Below are 19,638 nucleotides of genomic sequence, written 5' to 3' on the forward strand. Positions count from 1 at the left end.
TCCGCGCTTTTTTGATTCCTCAAGAAAGCGGAATTCGGGCATACTGTTCACTCGACATGACGGCAGCAACTAAAAAGATTTTACTGATTCGATTCTCAAGTATCGGGGATGTGACCCAGGCTTTGAGCATCCCCAGCCGCCTGAAGGAACTAAGTGCCGAAATTCACTGGGTCACGCGCGGCGACGTGGCCGTGCTCCTGGAGGAACACCCCGCCATCGACCGGATCTGGCGTCTCGAGAAACGTGAAGGAATTTCTGGTCTCTTCCGCCTCATTTCCGCGCTCCGACGCGAAAATTTTACCGAGGTGTATGATGCCCACAACAACCTGCGCTCGCGCCTGATCTGCCTGGGCTTGAGGTTGCGGTTTCACCCGCCCCGGCTTTTGCGACGCTCGATGAAGCGGTGGCAGAGGTTTTTGCTGCTGCGTTTTCACAAGAACACCTTCCGCAAACCCTTTTCGGGGCAACGGGATTTCTTGGAACCGCTCGCCGCCTGGGGTTTGGGCGAGAGTTTGCCGCCGCCACCGCAGATTTTCTGCGGGCGTCCGCACGCGCTGAAGGCGCAAGAAACTTTGCGCACCCAAAACTTCCGCCAGGCGATCGGTTTGGTGCCGTCGGCGGCTTATCCGTTGAAACGCTGGCCGCTCGAATACTACGCCGACTTGATCCGCGCCCTTCCCCAGCGCCGGTTCGTCGTCTTCGGCGGGCCGGGGGACGACTTCACGGAAAAGCTGCGCGAGGTCGCTCCGGAGCGCGTGCTGAATCTATCCGGCAAGCTGAGTTTGGCCGAGACCACCGCTTACGTCGCGGAGATGTCCGCGGTTGTCGCCAACGACACCGGCGTCTTGCACATCGCCGAGCAGCTGGGGAAACCCGCGATCGCGCTGATGGGCCCCGCGCCCTTCGGTTTTCCGTCGCGGCCCTCCACTGTGATTCTTGAACGCGAGCTCGCCTGCCGCCCGTGCAGCAAACACGGCCAGGGCCCTTGCGTGAATCCCGAATTTCAAAAGTGCCTGCGTGACATCTCGGTTGCGGAAGTGCGTGGAGTTCTTGAACGCCTGACCGTCATGGAGGCCCACCCTTGAGTGTCGCGATCCTCTCGTTCCTATACCGAAACCTCGTCCTCCCCCTCGTGGTGATTTTGCTGCGGATCTTGAAACCCATTTTCCCGGTGAAACTTCGCCGGATCATCGACGACCGCGACGAGTATCCGCAGCTCAAAAAGTACACCCAACCGCCCGTCCTCATCCATGCCGCGAGCGGCGAGCTCGAATACGCGAAGCCGCTGATCCGCTGGCTGCGCACGCACTCGCCCGGCACGCCCATCGTACTGACGTACTTCTCGCCCTCGGCGCTCCGACTGATCGAAGGCCTTCCGGTCGACGAAGTCCTGCCGCTGCCCTTCGATCTGACGCGGGACCAATCGGACTTTCTGGACCGACTGCGGCCCTCGATGGTGCTCGTCGCGCGCACCGATGTCTGGCCCGAGATGGCGCGCCAGTGCCGGATCCGCGACATCCCGGTGATCCTTTTTTCGGCGACCTTTAGCCGTCCGCTCGCGCGCAAATTCTGGATGTCGCGCACGCTGGATCGTTGGCGTTTCGAAAATCTGCGTTTGGTCGCGCCCGTCAGCGACGAAGACGAAACGAACTTCCGTTCGCTGAAATTGTCCACGCCGACCGCGGTGCTTGGCGATACCCGCTACGAGCAGGTCATCGAACGCCTGAAGGATCCGAAGAAGCTTCCCTTCACCATCGAAAACGACGCACGTTTCACCGGCGTTCTGGGCTCAACTTGGTTCGAGGACGATCAGGTCTGGATCGACGCTTTGACCGAACCCGATCTGCGCGCGAATTTCCGCTGGATCTGGGTTCCCCACGAGGTTTCGCTCCGTAAAATCCAAGAGCTGATCGAACAGCTGAAAACGTCGGGCTTCAAAGTCGAAAAGCTCTCGGACATCGACACCTGGCGTTCGGACATTTTGGTCGTGGACCGCACGGGCCTCCTCGCCGAATTGTATCGTCGCGCCGACGTCGCCTTCGTCGGCGGAAGCTTCCGCGCGAAGGTGCACAGCGTGATGGAGCCGCTCGCGGCGGGCTGCCCGGTCGTCTTGGGCCCCCACTGCGACAACAACCGCGAAGCGCAGGAGTTTCGCCGCCTGCCCCTGATCCAAGACCAACGCATCGTGAGCATCGCGAACGACGGTGAAGGTCTGCGCGCTTGGCTACGCGGGATTCACCCGCACCTCGGCAACCGTCGCCTGCGCGAGCAGATCGTCCAGAAAGTCGAAGAGCGCGCCCACGTCACCGAAAAGCTCATGGCGGAATTGATCGAACGCAAGATTTTCGAACCGCGCGCGGATGCACCGACGGAGAACTCATGATCGGGCGAAGCCTAAGCCTCTTGATTTTAAGCCTCGGACTTCTTTCGTGTGCGCCCGGCGGCGATGGCGAGACGGGAACTTCGTTCCCTTACAACACCCCCGCCCGTTACTTTCAGTCGACCGCGAATATCGCGGTCGACGTTTACTACGAAACCGGCGCGGTGCCCGACTTCGGCACGACGGCGGGCGGAAGGCAGATCTGGACGATCACGCGCGACAATCTGGTCGATATTTTGAAACATCGCTCAAGCGTCGCGAACGTGAGCGTGCCGACACAAGTTGCGGACGCGACCGAGATTCCCGCCTCGGGAAAAGCGAACTGGCTGGGCACCGAGATCTTGGCCCTCGACGCGCGCACGCGGACGCGCTCGTCGGATTTGAACACCTCGCGCTTCATGATTTATTTTTTGGACGGCTACTACAACGACGGCAACGGTTCGAACACCTCGGTCATCGGCGTCTCGCTGTCGGGAACGCCGATCATCGCGATCTTCAAACCCGTCGTCACCGCGAGCGGCGGCCCCGTTGTCCGTCGCTTCGTCGAGCAATCGACGATCGTGCATGAGCTCGGTCACGCGCTCGGCTTCGTGAATAACGGCATCCCCATGGTGACGAATCATCAGGACGTCGCGCACGGCCGACACACCACCGACAACCAGTGCGTGATGTATTACTTGAACGAAGGCACGAGCGATCTCATCCAGTTTTTTCAAAGATTCCTCGCCTCAAGCTCGGTCGTCATGTGGGGCTCTTCGGTCCAAGCCGATGCCCAAGCTTTCAGCCGCTAAGCTCTCCATCTCGAATACCGCCGAGATGAATCCCCCTTTCCTTCGACTTGAGCAAGCGCTCTAGTCCTTTTTGGCGCCAATTTTTGGCGTCAGAGCCGAATTTGGGTCCTGTCTAACTTCTGACAATCTCAAGGTTTCACGCGGGAACGCTTGTAGACGGTCGCCGCCATTGGTAACTCACCCAAAAGCTAAAAATCCGGAGAGGGGTCATCCGGCGCGCTTCTTGATCTGTTCTTGAGGCGAACTGGTGGTCACATGAGACTCTATGGTCTTCTATTTATAATGCTCTCCTCGCCGCTGACCCTTTGGGCTCAGCACGGCGCGGCCAACTCGGCCGGCGCCGCTTGGGCCACGGACAGCCGCCGCGAGAAAGCCGCGACCACCACGAACTCCAACACCAACTCTCGCTCCCGGAACTCTTCGCAAATTCGCTCTTCGGGCCACACCTCGGGCTTCCGTTCGAACACCACGCCGCAACCGCGCCGCGCGGCCGATCCCGCCGTGGCCAACGCCGAGGTCGGCTCGAGCCGTCCCCTGCTTCCGGGCGAAAGCCACTTGGCGCTGCCTTTGACGAACACCGAGCTCGCGCCCGAACGCCCCTACCGCGCTTCGTGGTCGCTCTCTTTGGGCGGTCAGTTCATCCGCGACTCGCTGGCGAATCAGAAAACCCAAGCGGCCCTCGGCTTGAATCTGGGCCTGGATTACAACTTCACCGAAATGTTCGCCCTGAACGTGCAGCCCCGCGTGAGCTTCCGTAACGGACACGTGCAGGCCGCCAGCGCGACGAACGGTCGCGAAAATTCGCTGGAGCTTTTGAATGCCGCCGCGGTGTTTTCGGATCGCAACTACTTCGCCCTGACCGCGGGCGCGCTCGACATGACCCAAACGCACTCCACGCTTCTGGTGGCTTCGACTTTCCCGGCGGCGAAGGCCATGCTGTCCACCGGCGAAACTCGCGCGCTCTCGCTGAGCCTTTCGGCCATGGCCGCGGTTCCGAGCTCGGCGACGCTGACGAACAATTCGCAAGACTACGATAAAACGCCGAGCTTCAGCTCCGCGGCCTTGCGCGTTCGCTATCAAGGCGAACGCTTCGAGGCGCTCGCCCAAGTCGCGACCTTCCAGTTCCGCGATCTGCCCCTGAACGTCTCGACCGATTCGACCTACCTTGGGAATACGCCGCTCGGTGCGGACAATTCTCCCCAGAATGAATTCCGTTACCGCTTCCAGGGACAAGAGGCTCGCTTGGGTGCGGGCGTGCAGATCTCGCGTCGCCTGAACTACCGCTTCCAGGGCGCCGTCATCCGTAACGCCGAAGCCCCCGAGGGGCTTTCCACCGGATATTTGCTCGGCAACCAAATCGAATTCGTCATGAACGGAAACTGGACGCTCGCGCCCTCGTTCTCGTATTTCCGGGTCGAACCCGATGCGACCATCGCGAACTACAACGACGCGATGACCACCACGAACCGCATCGGTTACGCGACGGGCATGAGCTTTCATTACAAAAAAATGTTTAAAGTGGGCGCCCTGGGTGGCGAGCGTGAAGTCGTCTATTTGAAGACTTCCCAGGCTCGCGAGCGCTTCATGAATCTGACGCTGGAGACTTTCGATGTCCCTTTCTAAGGCCTTTATCAAGTTAGGTCTTTCAGGGCTGGCGCTCATGGCGCTGGCCGCCTGCCAATTGCCCGAACCCCAGCGCGTCGACATCGACGATACGGCCAGCTATTTCGTTTCCCATACCGACGGGAAGTTCACGACCACGACCAACCACCCGAACGTGTCGCTGCCGCTTTCGAAAACGATGTCCCTGACCGCCTGCCTGAAGGAAAGCGCGCGTTCGCGCGAAATCATCAACCACCGCTTCGTCATTCAAGGCGGCGCGAAGGACGTCACGATCAACACCGACCCGCAGGGCTGCCTGATCTGGGACGAAGAGCTTCCGTTCAACTACCTGGCCGATGAAGAGTACGTGACGATCAGCCGTAGCCTGCGCCCCGAAGGCGTGCAGACCGGCGAGCGCAAAGTGGAGTTCATCGTCAACCCCTGGTCGGCGAAGATCTACTCGGCTTTGGATTCGCGTGTGAAGAACCCGATTCCCGTGGAAAAAGCGAGCCTCTCGCTGCAAGGCACGGGTCAAAAAGAACGTCGCTCGCTGTGGCTCGACTGGGTTCGTTTGAACGTCATGCAGGAAAAGATCTCGGGCCAAAAGGGCTCGTACATCTTGGAAGTCTCGGCCACGCTTTTGATGGAGCGTATGGACGAGCGCAAAGAGCGCCAGCTGATTCCCGTCGCTTACGGTAAAGTCGACGGTCGCATCCGTTTGATCTGCACCATGCACCCGGATGGCCGCGATCCCATGCGCGTCGTGATCGCGCAGATGGATCACGTCAAAGCGGAAGTCGTGAACGGGAACAAGGTCTTCTTGAATTCGAAGTTCACGCTGACCGAGTTCTGCCCGACCACGTCCTTCTTGATGGCCGGAGTCAGCGTCACGATCGAAAACGGTCCCGCACTGCTCGCGCCCTTCCACGGTCTGTACCACGGTGGTCCCGCACAGAATATGGTCGGCCCGATGTTCTCGGCACCGGACGGAACTTTCATGGACCGCTTCATGAAAGACAAGACCTACACGATCGACCGCTTCCTGTCGGAAGGCAAAGCGATCTACCGGAACGGGACGAAGCCCCTTCCGGGCATGAACGGTGAACCGACACTGGCGGGCGGTCCCGTGGGGCAACGCGATCCCGTCGTCGGTCCTTCGGGCGTCATCACTCCCGGCGCGCAGAATCCCGATCCGGAGGGTTCGGATCTGCTTCAACGCTTCCGCGTGGAAGTTCGCGAGCTGCAAGGGATGACCTACGGGTTTCAGAACCAGTACCAGAAGATGCGGACCCTCACCTACCGCGTGCGCGCCTGCGTCCGTCTGGGGATCGACCAGCAGGCGATGCGTTCGGTGACCTTCAATGTGCACAAGGTGAACGGTCAATCGACGGCGGTCACCACGCTCGATGACGGTTGCTTGGAATTCGAAGATTCCATGACCTACAACCACTACGCGAACGAGTGCTGGTTCGAAAAGTCCGTGCGTCTGGAAAACAAAGACTACGGCTTCAACGAAGAGTTCAAAATCCAGATCAACCCCTGGAGCCGCGGTTCGCAGTGGTTCAAGGACGTCCGTTGGTTGCCGACGAGCGACCGCATCGCGCGTTGCGCGAACCGTCCGTCCCAGATCTTGCTCGACAGCTACTTCATGGAAGCGTCGGGAACGCGTTACCAATACTCGCTCGACGAGCAGATGAACCTGAACCAGAAGCGTCAGGCGAACATCGCGGTCCGCCCGCAGCTTTACCGCGCGGCTTTCGACACCTCGACCGGTTACGTGACCGAGAACTTGCCCGCCGGCAAGTACCTGCTCCGTTACGCCCTGGTCGATCAGTCCGTGCAGGACTTTTCGAACGCGGGCGCTTTGAAGGATCGCATCTACGCGGTCGACCGCACGGTCATCTCGGTTCGTGAAGACGGTCAGATCATCGATCAGGTCCGCTTCTCGCTGCCGACGGAGTCTTTGATCTCGCTGAATCTGCTGAACCAGTTCGTGCTGGAGATCATGCCTTTGCGTGAAGATCTGGCGCTCGCGCCCGACGTGAAAGGCCGCGAGCTCGAGAAGTTCGTCGACTACAACCACGCGATCCAAACCGTGCCGTTCGCGGCGCAGTTCATCCACCGCGGTGAAGGCGGCGGTCTGCGGAAGCTTGAAAACTACGTCGGCAAATCGCTGGTCCTCGAGCTGGAGCGCCCCTTCCTGCGCGCCCAAGCCGAAATCAGCGCTTCGCAGGTGAAGTCCTCGAAAAAAGAGATCATCGCGCGTCTGAACGGTTTGGATCTGGTCGATCTGTCCCGGGAAGATCAGAGCTTGGCGTTCCGCAAGAAGCTGAGTGCTTCTTTGCCGAATCTGGTGCCCACGCGTCGGAACGAAGAGCAGCCCCCCGTTGCGCCCGAGCTGATGAAGTCCTTCCTGGAAACGGGAAAGATGGACCGCACGCTCGCGGTGAAGATGTGCGGTTACATCTTCCGCGAGCAATGGACGCAAAACCTGGCCGGTAAACAGCATGGTCTGCTCGACGCGAAGGACGAAGGCGAACGCGTTTCGCGCCTGTACGACCTGCAAGCGGATTGCGTGAAGCTTTTCGATACCGCGCAGTCGGAAGCCTTCGATATCGAGTTCCAGTACCTGGTGAAGAACCCCCGTCTGCAGGGCCGCGAAAGCTGCGCCCGTAACGAAGACGGCGTGCAACAGTGCGCGGTGGAAGTCGTTCCCGAACGCGTGGATCCGCGCTCGTTCTCGGTCGGCAACTCGTTCTCGTTATCGCGCTCGTACGGCGTGCATGACGGCTACGCGCTCGAAGGACAAGTCGAACTGGGCATTTCGAAATTCCTGGGTATCGGCGTCGGCGGCGGCTACCAGATCGGCTCCAGCGAAAACCTCGGCCAGTCGAACTCGGTCAGCTTCTCGCAGGACATGTCCCTCGTGATGGAGACGCTGCAGTTCAAAGTGAAGGCGCAGGACGCCGAGCGCTGCGTGATGGTGCGCGTGAACCCGATCCTGTTTGATCGCGAAGATCCGGGCTTCTGGGGTTGGACGTTCACCGAGAAGCGCTCGATCTACGCGAAGTACCTGCACCCCGAGCTCACCGATCGTGAGCGCTGGGCCGCACGTCAAAAAGGGCTTCTCATCTGCGAAGGTAAGAACATGGGCCGCGCGGTGGAATTCACCGAATCGTTCTACATGGTTCGTCCGTCCACGCCCGTCGGGATGTTGGGCGACGAGAAAAGCCGTGCGAGCGTCGAGGGCCTGTTCGCCACCATGCGCGGCGTGAACGACATGACCGCCTTCATGGCGCGCGTGACCTACTCGGACAAGATTCCGACGAGCTTCCAGCGTGAGCTGCAGGTCCGTCAGCTGGATACGACGAAGCTGCGTGAGGCTTTCCTGCGCGGCTCACGGGCCCTGCCCGGAGTCTACTCGACCGTTCGGCCTTTGAAGTAGCGCGTCCCTGAGAGGACGTCCCTTGAAGTGATTCAAAGCCCCGACAACGGGGCTGGTCTTTGAAGCCCCGACAACGGGGCTTTTTTCATTTCCGGAGCGCGCTTTCCAGAAAGCGCAGACCACGAATCCCGAACCACGAATAGCCCTCTCCGTCCACGAGCACCGCCGGTCGCCCCAACGTGCGGAGTTCCTCTTTCACCTTCGCGAAAGGGAAAGGCTCGGAGCTGAACAGAAGCCGCGTTCCTGCGGGGAGTTCATTCATCTCGAATTTCGGATATTTGTCCCCCGTGTCGGGAAGCCTGGCGTCCGCCCCCAGCTTCATAAGGACCGAGTGGATGTAGGTGCCCGGGCCGATCTTCATCCATGGTTTTTTCCAAATGATGTATTCCAAACGTGTGGCGTCCCCCGCCTGCAAGGTTTCGATCGTGCCCGGAATCCGGGCGTCGTCCCAGCGCGCGTTCGGGGCCGCCGCCACCGTTTCGTAACGACGGGCGAGATCTTCGAGCGCGGCGCGCGAGGCGTCCGCGGCCGCGAACTCGGCGGCCAAACGGCGGAGCTCCGCGCCCATGCCGTCGACCGAAACCGCATGGCTGACGAAGACCCGGCAGGGCGCGCGCTCGGCCATCCACGGCAGATTCTCTTCGCGGTCGACGACGAGTAAATCCGGCTGCAGAAGGGCGAGTTTCGCTTCGTCGAGATCCTTCGTGCCGCCGAGGGCCGGAATGGCCTTCATCGCCGCTTCCGGATGCACGCAAAAGCGCGTGCGCCCGACGAGATTCACGCCACACTCGGCCAAAGTTTCCGTCAATGAAGGGACGAGGCTCACCACACGCATCTTCCCCCATCGTGACCCATTGTGACGCCCCCTGGAAGCCCCTTTTTACTTGACCCAAAACCCCCTCTGAAAAAGTCTTGGACGCCTCGATCAAAGGAGATCAAATGTCGCAGTTGTCACATCGCGTCCCTTCCCTTCGTGAAATTCCGGCGACAACGACTTGGAAAAAGGGCGACGTCCTTGTCCTGTTCGGCGAGCTCTTCAATCGCGGCTACGCGAACGGTCTTGTCGAGGCGGCGGAACGCCGGGGCATGACGGTCATCCGCGGCACCGTCGGTCGTCGCGAAAAAGACGGCACCTTGCGTCCCCTGAACGCGGACGAACTCGCGACGCAAACCCAACCCCTCGTGAACGTTCCGCTCGAGGCGGGCTTCGACATGGAAATGCTCTCGAGCGGTCAGACGATCATCGAGATGATGAAGGACGTGAAGCTGACCGATTGGGAAAACTTCAAAGTGCCCCACGCGCAGCTTCTCGAGGCGAAAGAAAAAGGCGCGAATCGTTTCGCCACGCAGGTCCGCACCTACCTGGCGACTTTGGAGCCCCTGCTCCCCGCCGAGGCGAACGTTCACTTCGCGCATCTGATGGCCGGCGGCGTGCCCCGCGCGCGCATCGTGATGCCGCTCATGAACCGCGTCTTCAAGGGCACGGGCGATCGCTACCTGCAAAGCGAGACCTTCTGGAAATCGGGCTTAGGCGAAGTCGCGCGCGAAAGCTTCCTGGCGGTTTCGGCGGACACTTTCAAAATTCTGATCGACGAAAGCGCGGCTTTGCGCTCGAAACTTGAAAAAAGCGGTCGCCACGTCAGCTATTCGGGCTACGGCTACCACGGCACCGAAGTCATGATTAAAAACGAGTACCAATGGCAAAGCTACGCGCCGTACCTGCAGGGCTGGGCGAAAATCCAATTGGAGAATGTCGCGAAAGACGCCTTCCAACGCGGCATCAAAGCGGCGGTCTACAACTGCCCCGAGATCCTGACGAACTCCTCGAGCATTTTCCAGGGCGTGGAAGTGCCGCTCTACCCGCTTTTGAAAGCGCTGAAACACGAAGGCCCCTCGTCCGCGAAAACCAAAAAACTGTGGGACGATTGCCAGGCGCTTTTGAAACCCGAAGTGAAGATCGCGGACGTTCTGCGCTGGTGCGAAGAGTGCCTGTCGGCGCCCGAAGTCCAAGCCCAGAGCGAGCTCGACCTGTGGCCCCAGCACAATACCGCCAAACAAATGGAAACGCTGCTCGCGACCAGCGAGCGCATCATCGGCGCCCACATCAGTGACAAGAATCTGATGACCGCGGTCCTCAGCGAAGAGGTCTTCGACGCCTGCGGCGAAGCCATGCTCGCCGACGCCGCAGCCCCGCAACAACCGGTCTCCTGGATCAACCACGACCTCGTCGCAAAGTGGGCTGTGCGCACCTAAGGCACAGCGATCACCGGCCGAAGAATTCGTCGATGGACGGCCACATCCGCTTGGATGTGGCTTTTTTATTGCGTAGGAAGTCGACCCACTCGGTGCTCTTCTTTTCTTTGAGCTGGCTCACCAGGCGGGCCGAGAACATCAGGGCGGCAACGTCTTGCCCCATGACCTCGGAGGGTGGACGGATCGCGGTCAGCATTTCGGGCCCGAAGAAGGTGCCCGGGAGCAGGCGTTCGCGCTCGGTCAACTCGCCGATGATGACGACCTGGGGGGTTTGTCCCCAGAGCGTGCGGCGCAGGCCCAGGGTCGCGCCGCGAGGTTCGGGTTTGCCCGCCGTCGCGACGAAAAGAACGCCCTGGCTGGCCAGCCCCTTGATCTGCTCCACGACGCCTTTGTCGGCGTTGGGCTCAAATCTTTTGTTCCACAAAACGACGACGACCGCGTTTTCACGGGGCACGTTGTTCAATTGGCGCGAAAGTCCCGAGGGATCGAAATTGCCCGCGGAATCATAAGGGGTCAGGTTCAAGATCTGGCAGCCCGAGCAGGCACGTAACTGTTGTTGAATCTGGCTTTTGCGAACCGACTCGAACTCCGCTTTAGGAACGGGATCGATCACGGCAAGCACCGAAGGGGTCGCGGCCGAAATAGGGGGCGCCCAAAATCCGATCAGGGTCAGGGCGGCGAACAAGGTCTTGTTGGCGATGGCGTTCATCCCTTCATTGTCGGAAATCCAAAGGGTCCGGCGCAAGAATTCCTGCGGTTTGACCCCGGATGTCACAGTGGATAAATTAGATGCATCCTGTGAACTCCACGACGACCGTCTTCCCGCTCAACGATGTCCGTTTTTTCTTCACCGGCGACGCCTATTTCGACGCCGTCATCGAGGCCATCGAACAAGCGAACGAAGAGATTCTGGTCGAGGTTTACATTTACGATTGGGACCAGATCGGACAGCGCCTGATTCAAGCGCTCGCGGCCGCACGCGAACGGAAAGTCGACGTGCATTTGATGGTCGATGGCGTGGGTTCGATTTCGGCGATCGAGCGTCTGCAAGCCTCCTGCGAGAAGGCACGGATCGACTTCCGCGTGTACCACCCGCCGCTGTTCTTCTCGCGTTTGATGTTCCGTCCCGAGAAGGCGCCGCTCAGCCGGAAGATGCGCGCCTTTTTCACGCGTCTGATGACGCTTTTGTTTTATGCCAACAAACGCAATCACCGCAAAACCGTCATCGTCGATGCGCGTATGGCTTTTCTGGGAAGTTTCAACGTGACCGACGTCCACTCGGCCCGTGCGGTGAAGGAACGGGCGTGGCGCGACACGGGCGTGCGCCTGACGGCGACCCTGCCGACGCTGAAACCGCTGATCGCCGCCTTCCAGCGCGCCTGGATCCGGTCGCGCGATCTCGATCAACCCCGCTGGCGCTTTCGCCGCCGGATTCGTCGCGAACGCCGGCCCCCGCTGGGAATTTTTCGCCTGAACGATACGCTTCGTCGCCGCATGCGCATCACGCGCGATCTCCGCAAACGTCTACGCAAAGCCGAACGCCGCATTCTGATCACGAATGCGTACTTTTTGCCGCGGCCGTCACTCTTACGTATCCTGCGCGCGGCCGCGCGCCGCGGGGTATTCGTGGGACTCGTTTTGCCCGCGAAGACCGACGTCTGGATGGTGCGCGAAGCCGGCCGCACGATGCTGCGCAAACTGATTCGGGACGGCGTTCATGTCTTCGAATATGAACCCGTCGTCCTGCACGCGAAAACCATGGTCATCGACGACTGGGCGATGGTGGGCTCGCACAACTTGAATTACCGCTCGCTGATTCACGATCTGGAAGTCGACGTCACGTTCGCGCAACCGGAGCACGTCGAGCCCCTCGTGGCACAATGGGACCTGGACGTGCGTTCGTCCCAGGCCTTGACGCTCAGGGATCTCGACTCGGACAGCGCCCTGCGCCGCCTTGTCGGACGCCTGGTTTATCTCGTACGCTATTGGATGTAGAGCCTATCCCAAAACCAGGCTCCAGGGGAACGTGTGGGCCGCCGGATTCGAGTGATCAGCTACAACATCCATAAAGGTTTTTGCACCTTCAATCGCTTCACGCTCCACCGGATCAAAGAGGCGATCCGTGAAACCGGCGCGGATCTTTGCTTTCTGCAAGAGGTCGTCGGGCAGAATCAAAAATTCGCGTCGAACATCACGAATTGGCCGTCCGAGGCGCAATTCGAGTTTTTGGCGGACACCATTTGGCCGCACTACAAATACGGTCAGAACGCGGTCTTCCCCGAGCGCCATCACGGGAATGCGCTGCTTTCCAAATATCCGATCTTGATGTCCGAAAATATCTCGCTGAGTACAAACCGCTTCGAGCAGCGCGGTCTGCTGCACTGTCAACTGCATCTGCCCGCCGAGGACGGTTATCCCGAAACGCGATTGGATGTCCTGAACACGCATTTGAACCTCTTGCACTCGTCACGCCTCATCCAAACTCAGCGAATCATCACTTGGGCGAAAACCCGCGTGGCGGCGGAATCACCGCTGATCCTGGCCGGCGATTTCAACGACTGGCAGGGCTCGCTTTCGCCGCTGTTCTCGCAAGGACTCGAACTTCGCGAAAGCTTCCTGACCCATCGGGGCGAACACGCGCGCAGTTTCCCCAGCCACTTTCCCCTGATGACCCTGGACCGCATCTACATGCGGGGGTTGACGATCACCTCGACCTCGGTCCTGAACGCGCTTCCCTGGATCGAACTTTCCGATCACTTACCGCTCTTCGTGGAGTTCGAGCTGCCGGGTTAGCCCGTCTTCCTCCTCGCCACGCCTGGCCTTTCGGCGGGTGCAGCCCCCGACGCGAATGACCGATAAGTCATCGATGTCGACCCTCGCGCGTTTTCGAAAACCCAAAGGCCTTTTGCAGCTCGTGAAGCTCATCGAGACCAGCGAGCCCGAGAAACGCCGTCAGCTTTTGAGCCTGATCGCGAAAGAAGATCCGGGCTGGGCCCATATGGTTTCCGTGAAATCGCTGTCCTTCGAAAAAGTCGCCGCTTGGCCGGAACCCGTGCTGGAGAAGGTTTTCGATCAAATGCCCGCGAGCCTGCTCACGCCCCTTTTGCAAATGGCGGCACCGTCTTACGTCCCCAAACTTCAGGCCTGCGTTCCGGGTCGCCTGCAGAAGGAAGTCGATCAGCTTTTCCGTGAACGTCGCTTCACGCGTGACGAGAAAAGCGTCGCCCTGAACCGACTCTTCACCAATATTCGTGAACTTCAGGACCAAGGCGTGCTCTCATTCGCGACCTTCGACCCCGCCCTCGATATTGATCTCCGCCTAGCGGGATGAGACAATTTTTCCAATGCGCGCTCAGATCAGCCGCGGCCTTCTCGGCCTCGTGGGACTCTTTCTATTCGTCGCTCCCGATTTTGCGTTCGCGCAAGAAGGCGACGTGCCCGCGGCCGAAGCTCCTCTGCCGCCCTCGGGCGTCGCGCCTTCGGTTCCCCCCACCGGCGTCGCCCGTAAAAGGGTCCGCGAAAAGCCCAATACCGAACTGAGTCTTTTCTTCCCGATCGACAAAACGAACGTGAAGATCCTGCCGCAACGTTTCGAGTACGAGCTCGTCGACAAGGACAAGTTCCGCGTCGGTAACGTGTTGTTCGACGCCCGTCTGTTCGAATTCCGCGTGGGCCGCGGCGAAAGCGAAGAAAAGTTCCGCCTGAAACTGAAATGGCCCGCCGGGCTTCTGGCCGAAGGCGAGATTTCGATTCGCGACAACATCGGCAAAGCGATCTGGATTCACCCCATCGACAAACAAACGGTCAAATTCCGTCAGCGCAAAGTCGACGGGATCAATCAGAACCTGGCCGAGCTTGAGGGCGACGTTCTGCCCGAGTCCGTCTTCCGCGGCCTGCAGTTCGTCCCTTACTTCCAAATTTGCGTGCAGAAGGCGGAGCTGCCGACGCGGATCTCGCTTTGCTCGAAGGACTTCTTCGTGCAGGTCGCGAAAGGACGTCTGGAGATTCGGACCCGCGACTCCCTTCGCCAAGAGTCCTTCGTGAACATCAACGGCACGAAAGTCGATCCGCAAGGGGTCATCTTCCTGACTTCGATGTCGGACGTGATCTCGATGCGCGTGCTCTTGCTGTCGGGTGCGACCTTGGACGTCGACACCCGCATGAAGGAAGTGGAGTTCCGCGACATCGCTTCGAACGACGCCCGCGGGCGTTTGATGCTGACCGGTTACGGCGCCGAGCCCGCCGCGGGCCACCGCTTCGTGAAGCTGGCCGACGGCTCGTGGCGTACCGAGATCGCGCTCAGCCGCCCCGTGGTCTATCTGCGCGGCGAAGGCGATATCCCCATGCGCCAAGAATTCGTCATCGACGGCGCCGTCCGTGACCAATCCATGCGGGTCGACGTGATCGATCGCCTGCCGATTTCGACTTACGCGAGCTCGGTCACCATCGATCTGAAAAAGAACCCGTCGATGAAGATCGAAGCCGGCGACGAAAATGGTCAGATCGAGGACAACGAAGATCGCCTTTCGTGGACGCTCCTCAACCTTTCGGACGCGAACAAAAACCGCCGCTTTCTGACCGTACAACAGGACGGTCGCAAGTTCTCGGCCGCCTGGGACATCGTCCGCCACCCGCGCTGGGATTTCACGGCGGCGTTGGCGCTGCCGTTCGACGCCCGCCTGCACCTGCGCGGCTGGATGAGCAACCAGAACTTGGGCTTCGGCCTGGATTACCAGCAGTTCATCTCGGAATGGAAAAAGGACGTCGGCCCCACGTCGCGCGCACGGCTGCCGATCTACTACTCGATCCCCGATCACTACAATTTCCTCGATAACGCCTGGGGACTGATGCTCGCGCCCGAACAGTACTCGTTCAAAACGGGATCGACGATGGGGTTGCAGATCGGCGGATTCTCGCAGCTCAAGATGCCCTACCGCCTGCTGGGAACCTGGAACCAGACGGAGCTGGGGGTTTTCACCGTCGGCCTCGGCAGCGAACCCAAAATCGCGAGCGAAATCTTCCTGCGCACGGAATTCCTGTATCCGCACGGCGGGCGCCGCTTCTATTTCTGGGGTCTCGAGATCGGCCAACTGAAAGCCGAAAGCGCGGGCATCAGCGAATCGTTCAGCCGCGTCGAACTTCAGGGCGGCCTGAAGTGGCAGTTCTGAGGTCGCCGCTCACTTCTTGAAACGCGTCGCGTTTCAAGAAGTGAGCGGCTACTTTTTCTTAAAAAGAGAACCCACGAGCGTCTTCAGATCTTGATTGAAAACGTCTTGCTTGGGTTTGTTGAGCGTGGCGATGACGGCCAGCTCACGGCGAGCCGCGATCAGACCGGAGTCCATCGCCACGGCTTTTTCGAAGCTGCGCTTCGCGCCCGGATAGTCGCCACGCGCTTTGGCGTACAGCCCCATCACGAAGCTGTAAAGCGCGTCGAATTTGTCTTCGGGTTCGACCATCATCAAATCGTTATCCACCGTCTTGAAACCGGCGGACTTGTTGGGTGAGTTGTCGATATTTCCCAGCCGCGCCCACACCAAGTGCAAACGGATCTTATCGAATTTGGGATCCAGCTTTTCGACCTTCTCGAGCGCCGAAAGCGCCGCGCCGAATTGCGATTTTTCGAGCATGCCGCGCGCCTGATCGAAGAACTGCGAAGCCTTCAGCTTCTTCTCCATATCGTCGCGCATGAGCTCATCTTTGATCTTCGCGTGCGATCCCGACTTCACGGCGTCGAACGCGGCCTTCGCGACATTCTTAATGTCGTTATAAATCGAAACCTGATCCCGCTGGGCCGAGCTGGGCGGCGCGCCCAAAAGCGCCACGAACTCTTGGAAAACCAGATCGGGGTTCTGCTCATTGGACGTGGTCATCCGCACCATCAACTCGTAAGCTTCGACGGTATTTTTACCCGCCAGCTGGTGATGGATGTTCTTCAAATGCTTCTTCTGATCTTCCACGTTGCGCACACGCGGGCGCTCACGCAAGACCAGCGTTCCCGTGCACATCAAAAAGTGCAGCGCCTTCAGCAACGTTTCTTCGGGATAGATCCGCTTGTCGAGGATTTCGTTCAAGGTCGCGCCCGTCAAAAGCACGTCCACCAGACGTTCAAGATTCGAAACCAGCGGCATCATGAAGGAAGGATGCTGCAAACGAAACTCCGGCCCCTTTTGGACCATCGAATTACCGAAAGGCGTGAAATGCGCTTTCAGCCATTCCGCGGTCAGCTTCGCCGCGACCCAGTCGTGAATGAAACGCTCAAGACGTTCACCGTCCACGTGGGGAGTCATCATCTCGATTTCGCTGGCCACGAAGTTCACCTTCACCGGTGAATCCAAGATCGTGCGCGAAAGCCGGATGGACATCTGGTTGGCCAGGACGATCTCGAAACCGTGCGGGCTCAGCAGATGATTGTGGATCAGTTTTTCACCGATCCGTTTTGAGCTCTTCATGTTCAGTACGAGCTCGAGATCCTCGGGCAGGATATAACCCGATTCGATCAGAAGTTTACCCAGGAAAGTATCGCGATCGGCCAGATCCACGCCGACGATCACGCCGTCCGCGAAGGTGATGCCGAAAACGTTCTCGCGCTCGTCGACGACGTTCAGGTGACCCGAAATTTTCGAATGGATGAGAAAATTGTAGATGAACGGAAGATCGAAACCGTGGATGTCGTCCAGGCTCTCCAAGATCTTCTTTTTATCGCGGTCCGTGAGCGCGCTATTCCCGAAAGCTTGGTAAAGCGTCTTGCGGGGGGAAGCGGCTTCCGTCTGCACGTTGAGCTTCGACAGGTACGGGAGCAAGTCATCGAGCTCGAAGGGTTTTTTCAGAAACGCCGAAGACTGCGTCTGGCGGATCGAATCTTTGATGAATTGGGGCTCGATGAAAATTCCGCTCATCAACACGACATCGAGGAGCGTGGGCGGAAATTCCTTGCGCAGGCTTTGCACGAAGTCGACACCGTTCTCGCCGGGCAAGAGGCAGTCGACCATCATGACTTGGATACGGTTCGCGCGGAGAAGACGGCGTGCCTCTTCGGCATTCGCGGTGGCGACGGCCTCGATTCCCTTTTTCTTCAGGAACGAGACGAGCGCCGTGCACAGCGAATCATCGTCTTCAAGAATAAGTACCACGGGACCCTGACTCGCCACACCCACTCCTACGTCCATACCTATCGGTCATCGGGCGCAGAAAACTGAGGTTTCCGGTCCGGGAAAATCCCCTACTTTTTCAGGAACTTGAAGTACTTGGCCTCGACAACGTCCATTTCCATTTCGTGGTTGGACTCGTCCTTGACCATGGGCGGGCGCAGGCCCCCGTTATTGTCGAACTCTTGTCCGGTCCGGAAAAGCACCGCTTTCTCCGAGCCGCTTTCCTCGGAGTAGTAAGGAACGAAGAATGAAACCACCTGCCCCGACGCCGGCAGAAAGCCCTGCACCATATTGATCTGATCGACGATGATTTTCGGGCATTCGTGATACAGGACCTCGGCAGGACCCGCGGTGTTCACCCACTTGATCCATTCGCGGATCCCGCAAGAGTTGATGCTCTTCACGTTCGCAAGGAAGAACTCCACTTTTCCCGGGCCATTCAACATATAAGGCGTGAAATCGACGTCCTCGTCGATGTTACCGGCCACACGGACCTTCCAAGTCGCGCCCGCTTTTTCAATCTGGATATTGAAGTTACTCATGCGTTTCTCCTGGAACCGTTCCGGTCCCCGTTTCAATCCAATGTAAACCCTTACGAACGGCGTCCTTCTGACGATGATTGAGCCCGGTCGGCAACACGCAGCTGACGACGGTGCGATTCGTATCTTCGACACCGAGAGCGAGGACGGTGCTGTGCTCGAACAACAGAACGCAGCCTAACCCCGCGCCCCCCCGTTCACTGTGCAGATTGATCACGTTACCCGCGCCTTGCGAATAAACCTGATCCATCCGTCCCACGAACTTGGGAATCTTCAGCGTGCCATAGGGATCCCGGCACGACAAGCAGACGCGATTGCCGAACTTCGTCAGCGTCATGACCGATGACGCTCCCGCCGTCGACCCGACGCCGCGTTTCTCGGCCTCGCGTGGAGCGTCGATGATCGCGTTCATAAACAACTCTTCAAAGATCAGGCTTAATGACTCACGCATCGCTTCCGTGCCGTGCGCGACCGTCAACAACCGATCTTTCAAAATGTACTTTTCATCGCGACGAGCGAACTCCCAAGACCAACTTTGCTCCACGCCGCCCAAAAGCTGGCGCCCCGCCTCGGCGAAGTAAACGCCGGCGTTCCCGCGAATTTCCAACGAACTTTTCAAGTCACGGTGAAACCAATCGGCGTTGTACTGAATCAGGCTTTTGCAATCCGGACCCGCGACCAAACGCACGACTTCGGCCGCGGCCAGGTTCTCACCGATGCAGACTTTGTCGGACGCGCCTTTGTCGGCCCACAGCGTGTGATGAACCGCGCAGCCCAACGGCATGTCCGCGGGTACCGGGTTCAAATACGCGGGTAAGGCGCTGGGCCATTCGATTCTGGTCACTGCGGGCTCCGCACTTCGGCCATGAAGAACGTGATGTCATCGATCAACGGCGCCTGCTGGCGGTGCTGGGTGAAACTTTTCGTCAACCGCGCCACCGACTCATCGATGGGCGCGTAGTCTTTGTTCGAGGCCAAAATCGATTTGATGAACTCGCGTTCGCCCCAAGCTTCTTTTTTCGGATTCTGAATGTCCGGAATCCCGTCCGTGTAGAACAAGATGCGGTCACCTTCACCCAGCTCGATTTGCGTTTGCTGGTAGCGGGTTTCACGCGATTGGCCCAGACGCGGATTGTTCACGTCGTTCAACGGGATCAAATCGCGCTTTTTCGGCGGATTTTCATTCTTGCGGATCAGGTAAGGCGCTTCGTGACTGGCGTTCGCGTAGCTCAGCACCCGCGTTTTCGGGTCGTAACACGCCAGGAAGAACGTCATCATGATCTTCCCTTTGGAAATATCGTAAATCGAGCGGTTCAGCAGATCCAGCGCCGTCGCGGGGTCCACGCGCAGATTCTCGATGATCGTCGACGCGGACTTCGCGGCACTCGTGATCAGCGCCGCCGGCGCCCCGTGCCCGGTCGCATCGCCGATCCACAAAAAGACTTTTCCGTTCACCCAGTTGTAGTGCCACCAGTCGCCG

General features: G+C 59.3%; 16 protein-coding genes. 10 read left to right on the forward strand and 6 right to left on the reverse strand.

The features are described from left to right. Positions 1 to 56: 56 nt before the first annotated feature. From KF767_13475 to KF767_13495, 5 genes are all read left to right on the forward strand, one after another. Positions 57 to 1,085, forward strand: coding sequence for a glycosyltransferase family 9 protein (locus KF767_13475; protein ID MBX3018895.1), 1,029 nt, complete (start codon positions 57 to 59; stop codon positions 1,083 to 1,085). Continuing rightward, complete coding sequence (locus tag KF767_13480; protein ID MBX3018896.1) at positions 1,082 to 2,383, forward strand: hypothetical protein; 1,302 nt, start codon at positions 1,082 to 1,084, stop codon at positions 2,381 to 2,383. The genes KF767_13475 and KF767_13480 overlap by 4 nt, the downstream gene beginning before the upstream one ends. Beyond that, positions 2,380 to 3,171 carry a hypothetical protein gene (locus KF767_13485; GenBank protein MBX3018897.1) on the forward strand — a complete coding sequence of 264 codons (792 nt, stop codon included), beginning with the start codon at positions 2,380 to 2,382 and terminating at the stop codon, positions 3,169 to 3,171. The genes KF767_13480 and KF767_13485 overlap by 4 nt, the downstream gene beginning before the upstream one ends. Positions 3,172 to 3,426: 255 nt before the next feature. Next, complete coding sequence (locus KF767_13490; GenBank protein ID MBX3018898.1) at positions 3,427 to 4,794, forward strand: hypothetical protein; 1,368 nt, start codon at positions 3,427 to 3,429, stop codon at positions 4,792 to 4,794. Beyond that, positions 4,781 to 8,218 (forward strand): hypothetical protein, encoded by a 3,438-nt coding sequence (locus tag KF767_13495; GenBank protein MBX3018899.1) that lies wholly within the window; start codon positions 4,781 to 4,783, stop codon positions 8,216 to 8,218. Before KF767_13490 ends, KF767_13495 begins: the two co-directional genes overlap by 14 nt. An 85-nt stretch (positions 8,219 to 8,303) precedes the next feature. Here the strand turns inward: KF767_13495 and KF767_13500 are convergent, their stop codons facing one another. Next, entirely contained in the window at positions 8,304 to 9,044 is a 741-nt protein-coding gene (locus tag KF767_13500) for a Fe3+-siderophores ABC transporter protein (GenBank protein ID MBX3018900.1), read from the reverse strand. Positions 9,045 to 9,157: 113 nt separating this feature from the next. On the opposite strand from KF767_13500, the gene KF767_13505 reads away from it, so the two are divergent. Further along, on the forward strand, positions 9,158 to 10,471 hold the full coding sequence (locus KF767_13505) for a hypothetical protein (GenBank protein MBX3018901.1): 1,314 nt from the start codon (positions 9,158 to 9,160) through the stop codon (positions 10,469 to 10,471). A 10-nt stretch (positions 10,472 to 10,481) separates the two neighbouring features. On the opposite strand, the gene KF767_13510 is transcribed toward KF767_13505, so the two are convergent. Beyond that, positions 10,482 to 11,180, reverse strand: a complete 699-nt coding sequence (locus KF767_13510) for a hypothetical protein (protein ID MBX3018902.1) — start codon at positions 11,178 to 11,180, stop codon at positions 10,482 to 10,484. Between the two features lie 80 nt (positions 11,181 to 11,260). Here KF767_13510 and KF767_13515 point away from each other — a divergent pair, with 80 nt between their 5' ends. From KF767_13515 to KF767_13530, 4 genes are all read left to right on the forward strand, one after another. Continuing rightward, complete coding sequence (locus KF767_13515; GenBank protein ID MBX3018903.1) at positions 11,261 to 12,466, forward strand: phosphatidylserine/phosphatidylglycerophosphate/cardiolipin synthase family protein; 1,206 nt, start codon at positions 11,261 to 11,263, stop codon at positions 12,464 to 12,466. 33 nt (positions 12,467 to 12,499) lie between these two features. Continuing rightward, positions 12,500 to 13,264: an endonuclease/exonuclease/phosphatase family protein gene (locus tag KF767_13520; protein ID MBX3018904.1), complete on the forward strand. Its 765-nt coding sequence runs from the start codon at positions 12,500 to 12,502 to the stop codon at positions 13,262 to 13,264. A 73-nt stretch (positions 13,265 to 13,337) separates the two neighbouring features. After that, positions 13,338 to 13,802, forward strand: coding sequence for a hypothetical protein (locus KF767_13525; protein ID MBX3018905.1), 465 nt, complete (start codon positions 13,338 to 13,340; stop codon positions 13,800 to 13,802). A gap of 13 nt (positions 13,803 to 13,815) precedes the next feature. After that, complete coding sequence (locus tag KF767_13530; protein MBX3018906.1) at positions 13,816 to 15,639, forward strand: hypothetical protein; 1,824 nt, start codon at positions 13,816 to 13,818, stop codon at positions 15,637 to 15,639. Positions 15,640 to 15,687: 48 nt separating this feature from the next. Here KF767_13530 and KF767_13535 read toward each other — a convergent pair whose 3' ends face one another. From KF767_13535 to KF767_13550, 4 genes are all read right to left on the reverse strand, one after another. Further along, on the reverse strand, positions 15,688 to 17,619 hold the full coding sequence (locus KF767_13535) for a response regulator (protein MBX3018907.1): 1,932 nt from the start codon (positions 17,617 to 17,619) through the stop codon (positions 15,688 to 15,690). 71 nt (positions 17,620 to 17,690) lie between these two features. Further along, positions 17,691 to 18,161: a hypothetical protein gene (locus KF767_13540; GenBank protein ID MBX3018908.1), complete on the reverse strand. Its 471-nt coding sequence runs from the start codon at positions 18,159 to 18,161 to the stop codon at positions 17,691 to 17,693. Then, positions 18,154 to 19,002 (reverse strand): hypothetical protein, encoded by an 849-nt coding sequence (locus KF767_13545; protein MBX3018909.1) that lies wholly within the window; start codon positions 19,000 to 19,002, stop codon positions 18,154 to 18,156. The genes KF767_13540 and KF767_13545 overlap by 8 nt, the downstream gene beginning before the upstream one ends. After that, on the reverse strand, positions 18,999 to 19,638 hold a 640-nt coding region (locus KF767_13550), incomplete at its 5' end, for a serine/threonine-protein phosphatase (protein ID MBX3018910.1). The genes KF767_13550 and KF767_13545, both read right to left, overlap by 4 nt.

The sequence above is a fragment of the Pseudobdellovibrionaceae bacterium genome, from assembly GCA_019637875.1.
Lineage (GTDB): Bacteria > Bdellovibrionota > Bdellovibrionia > Bdellovibrionales > Bdellovibrionaceae > JAHBUW01.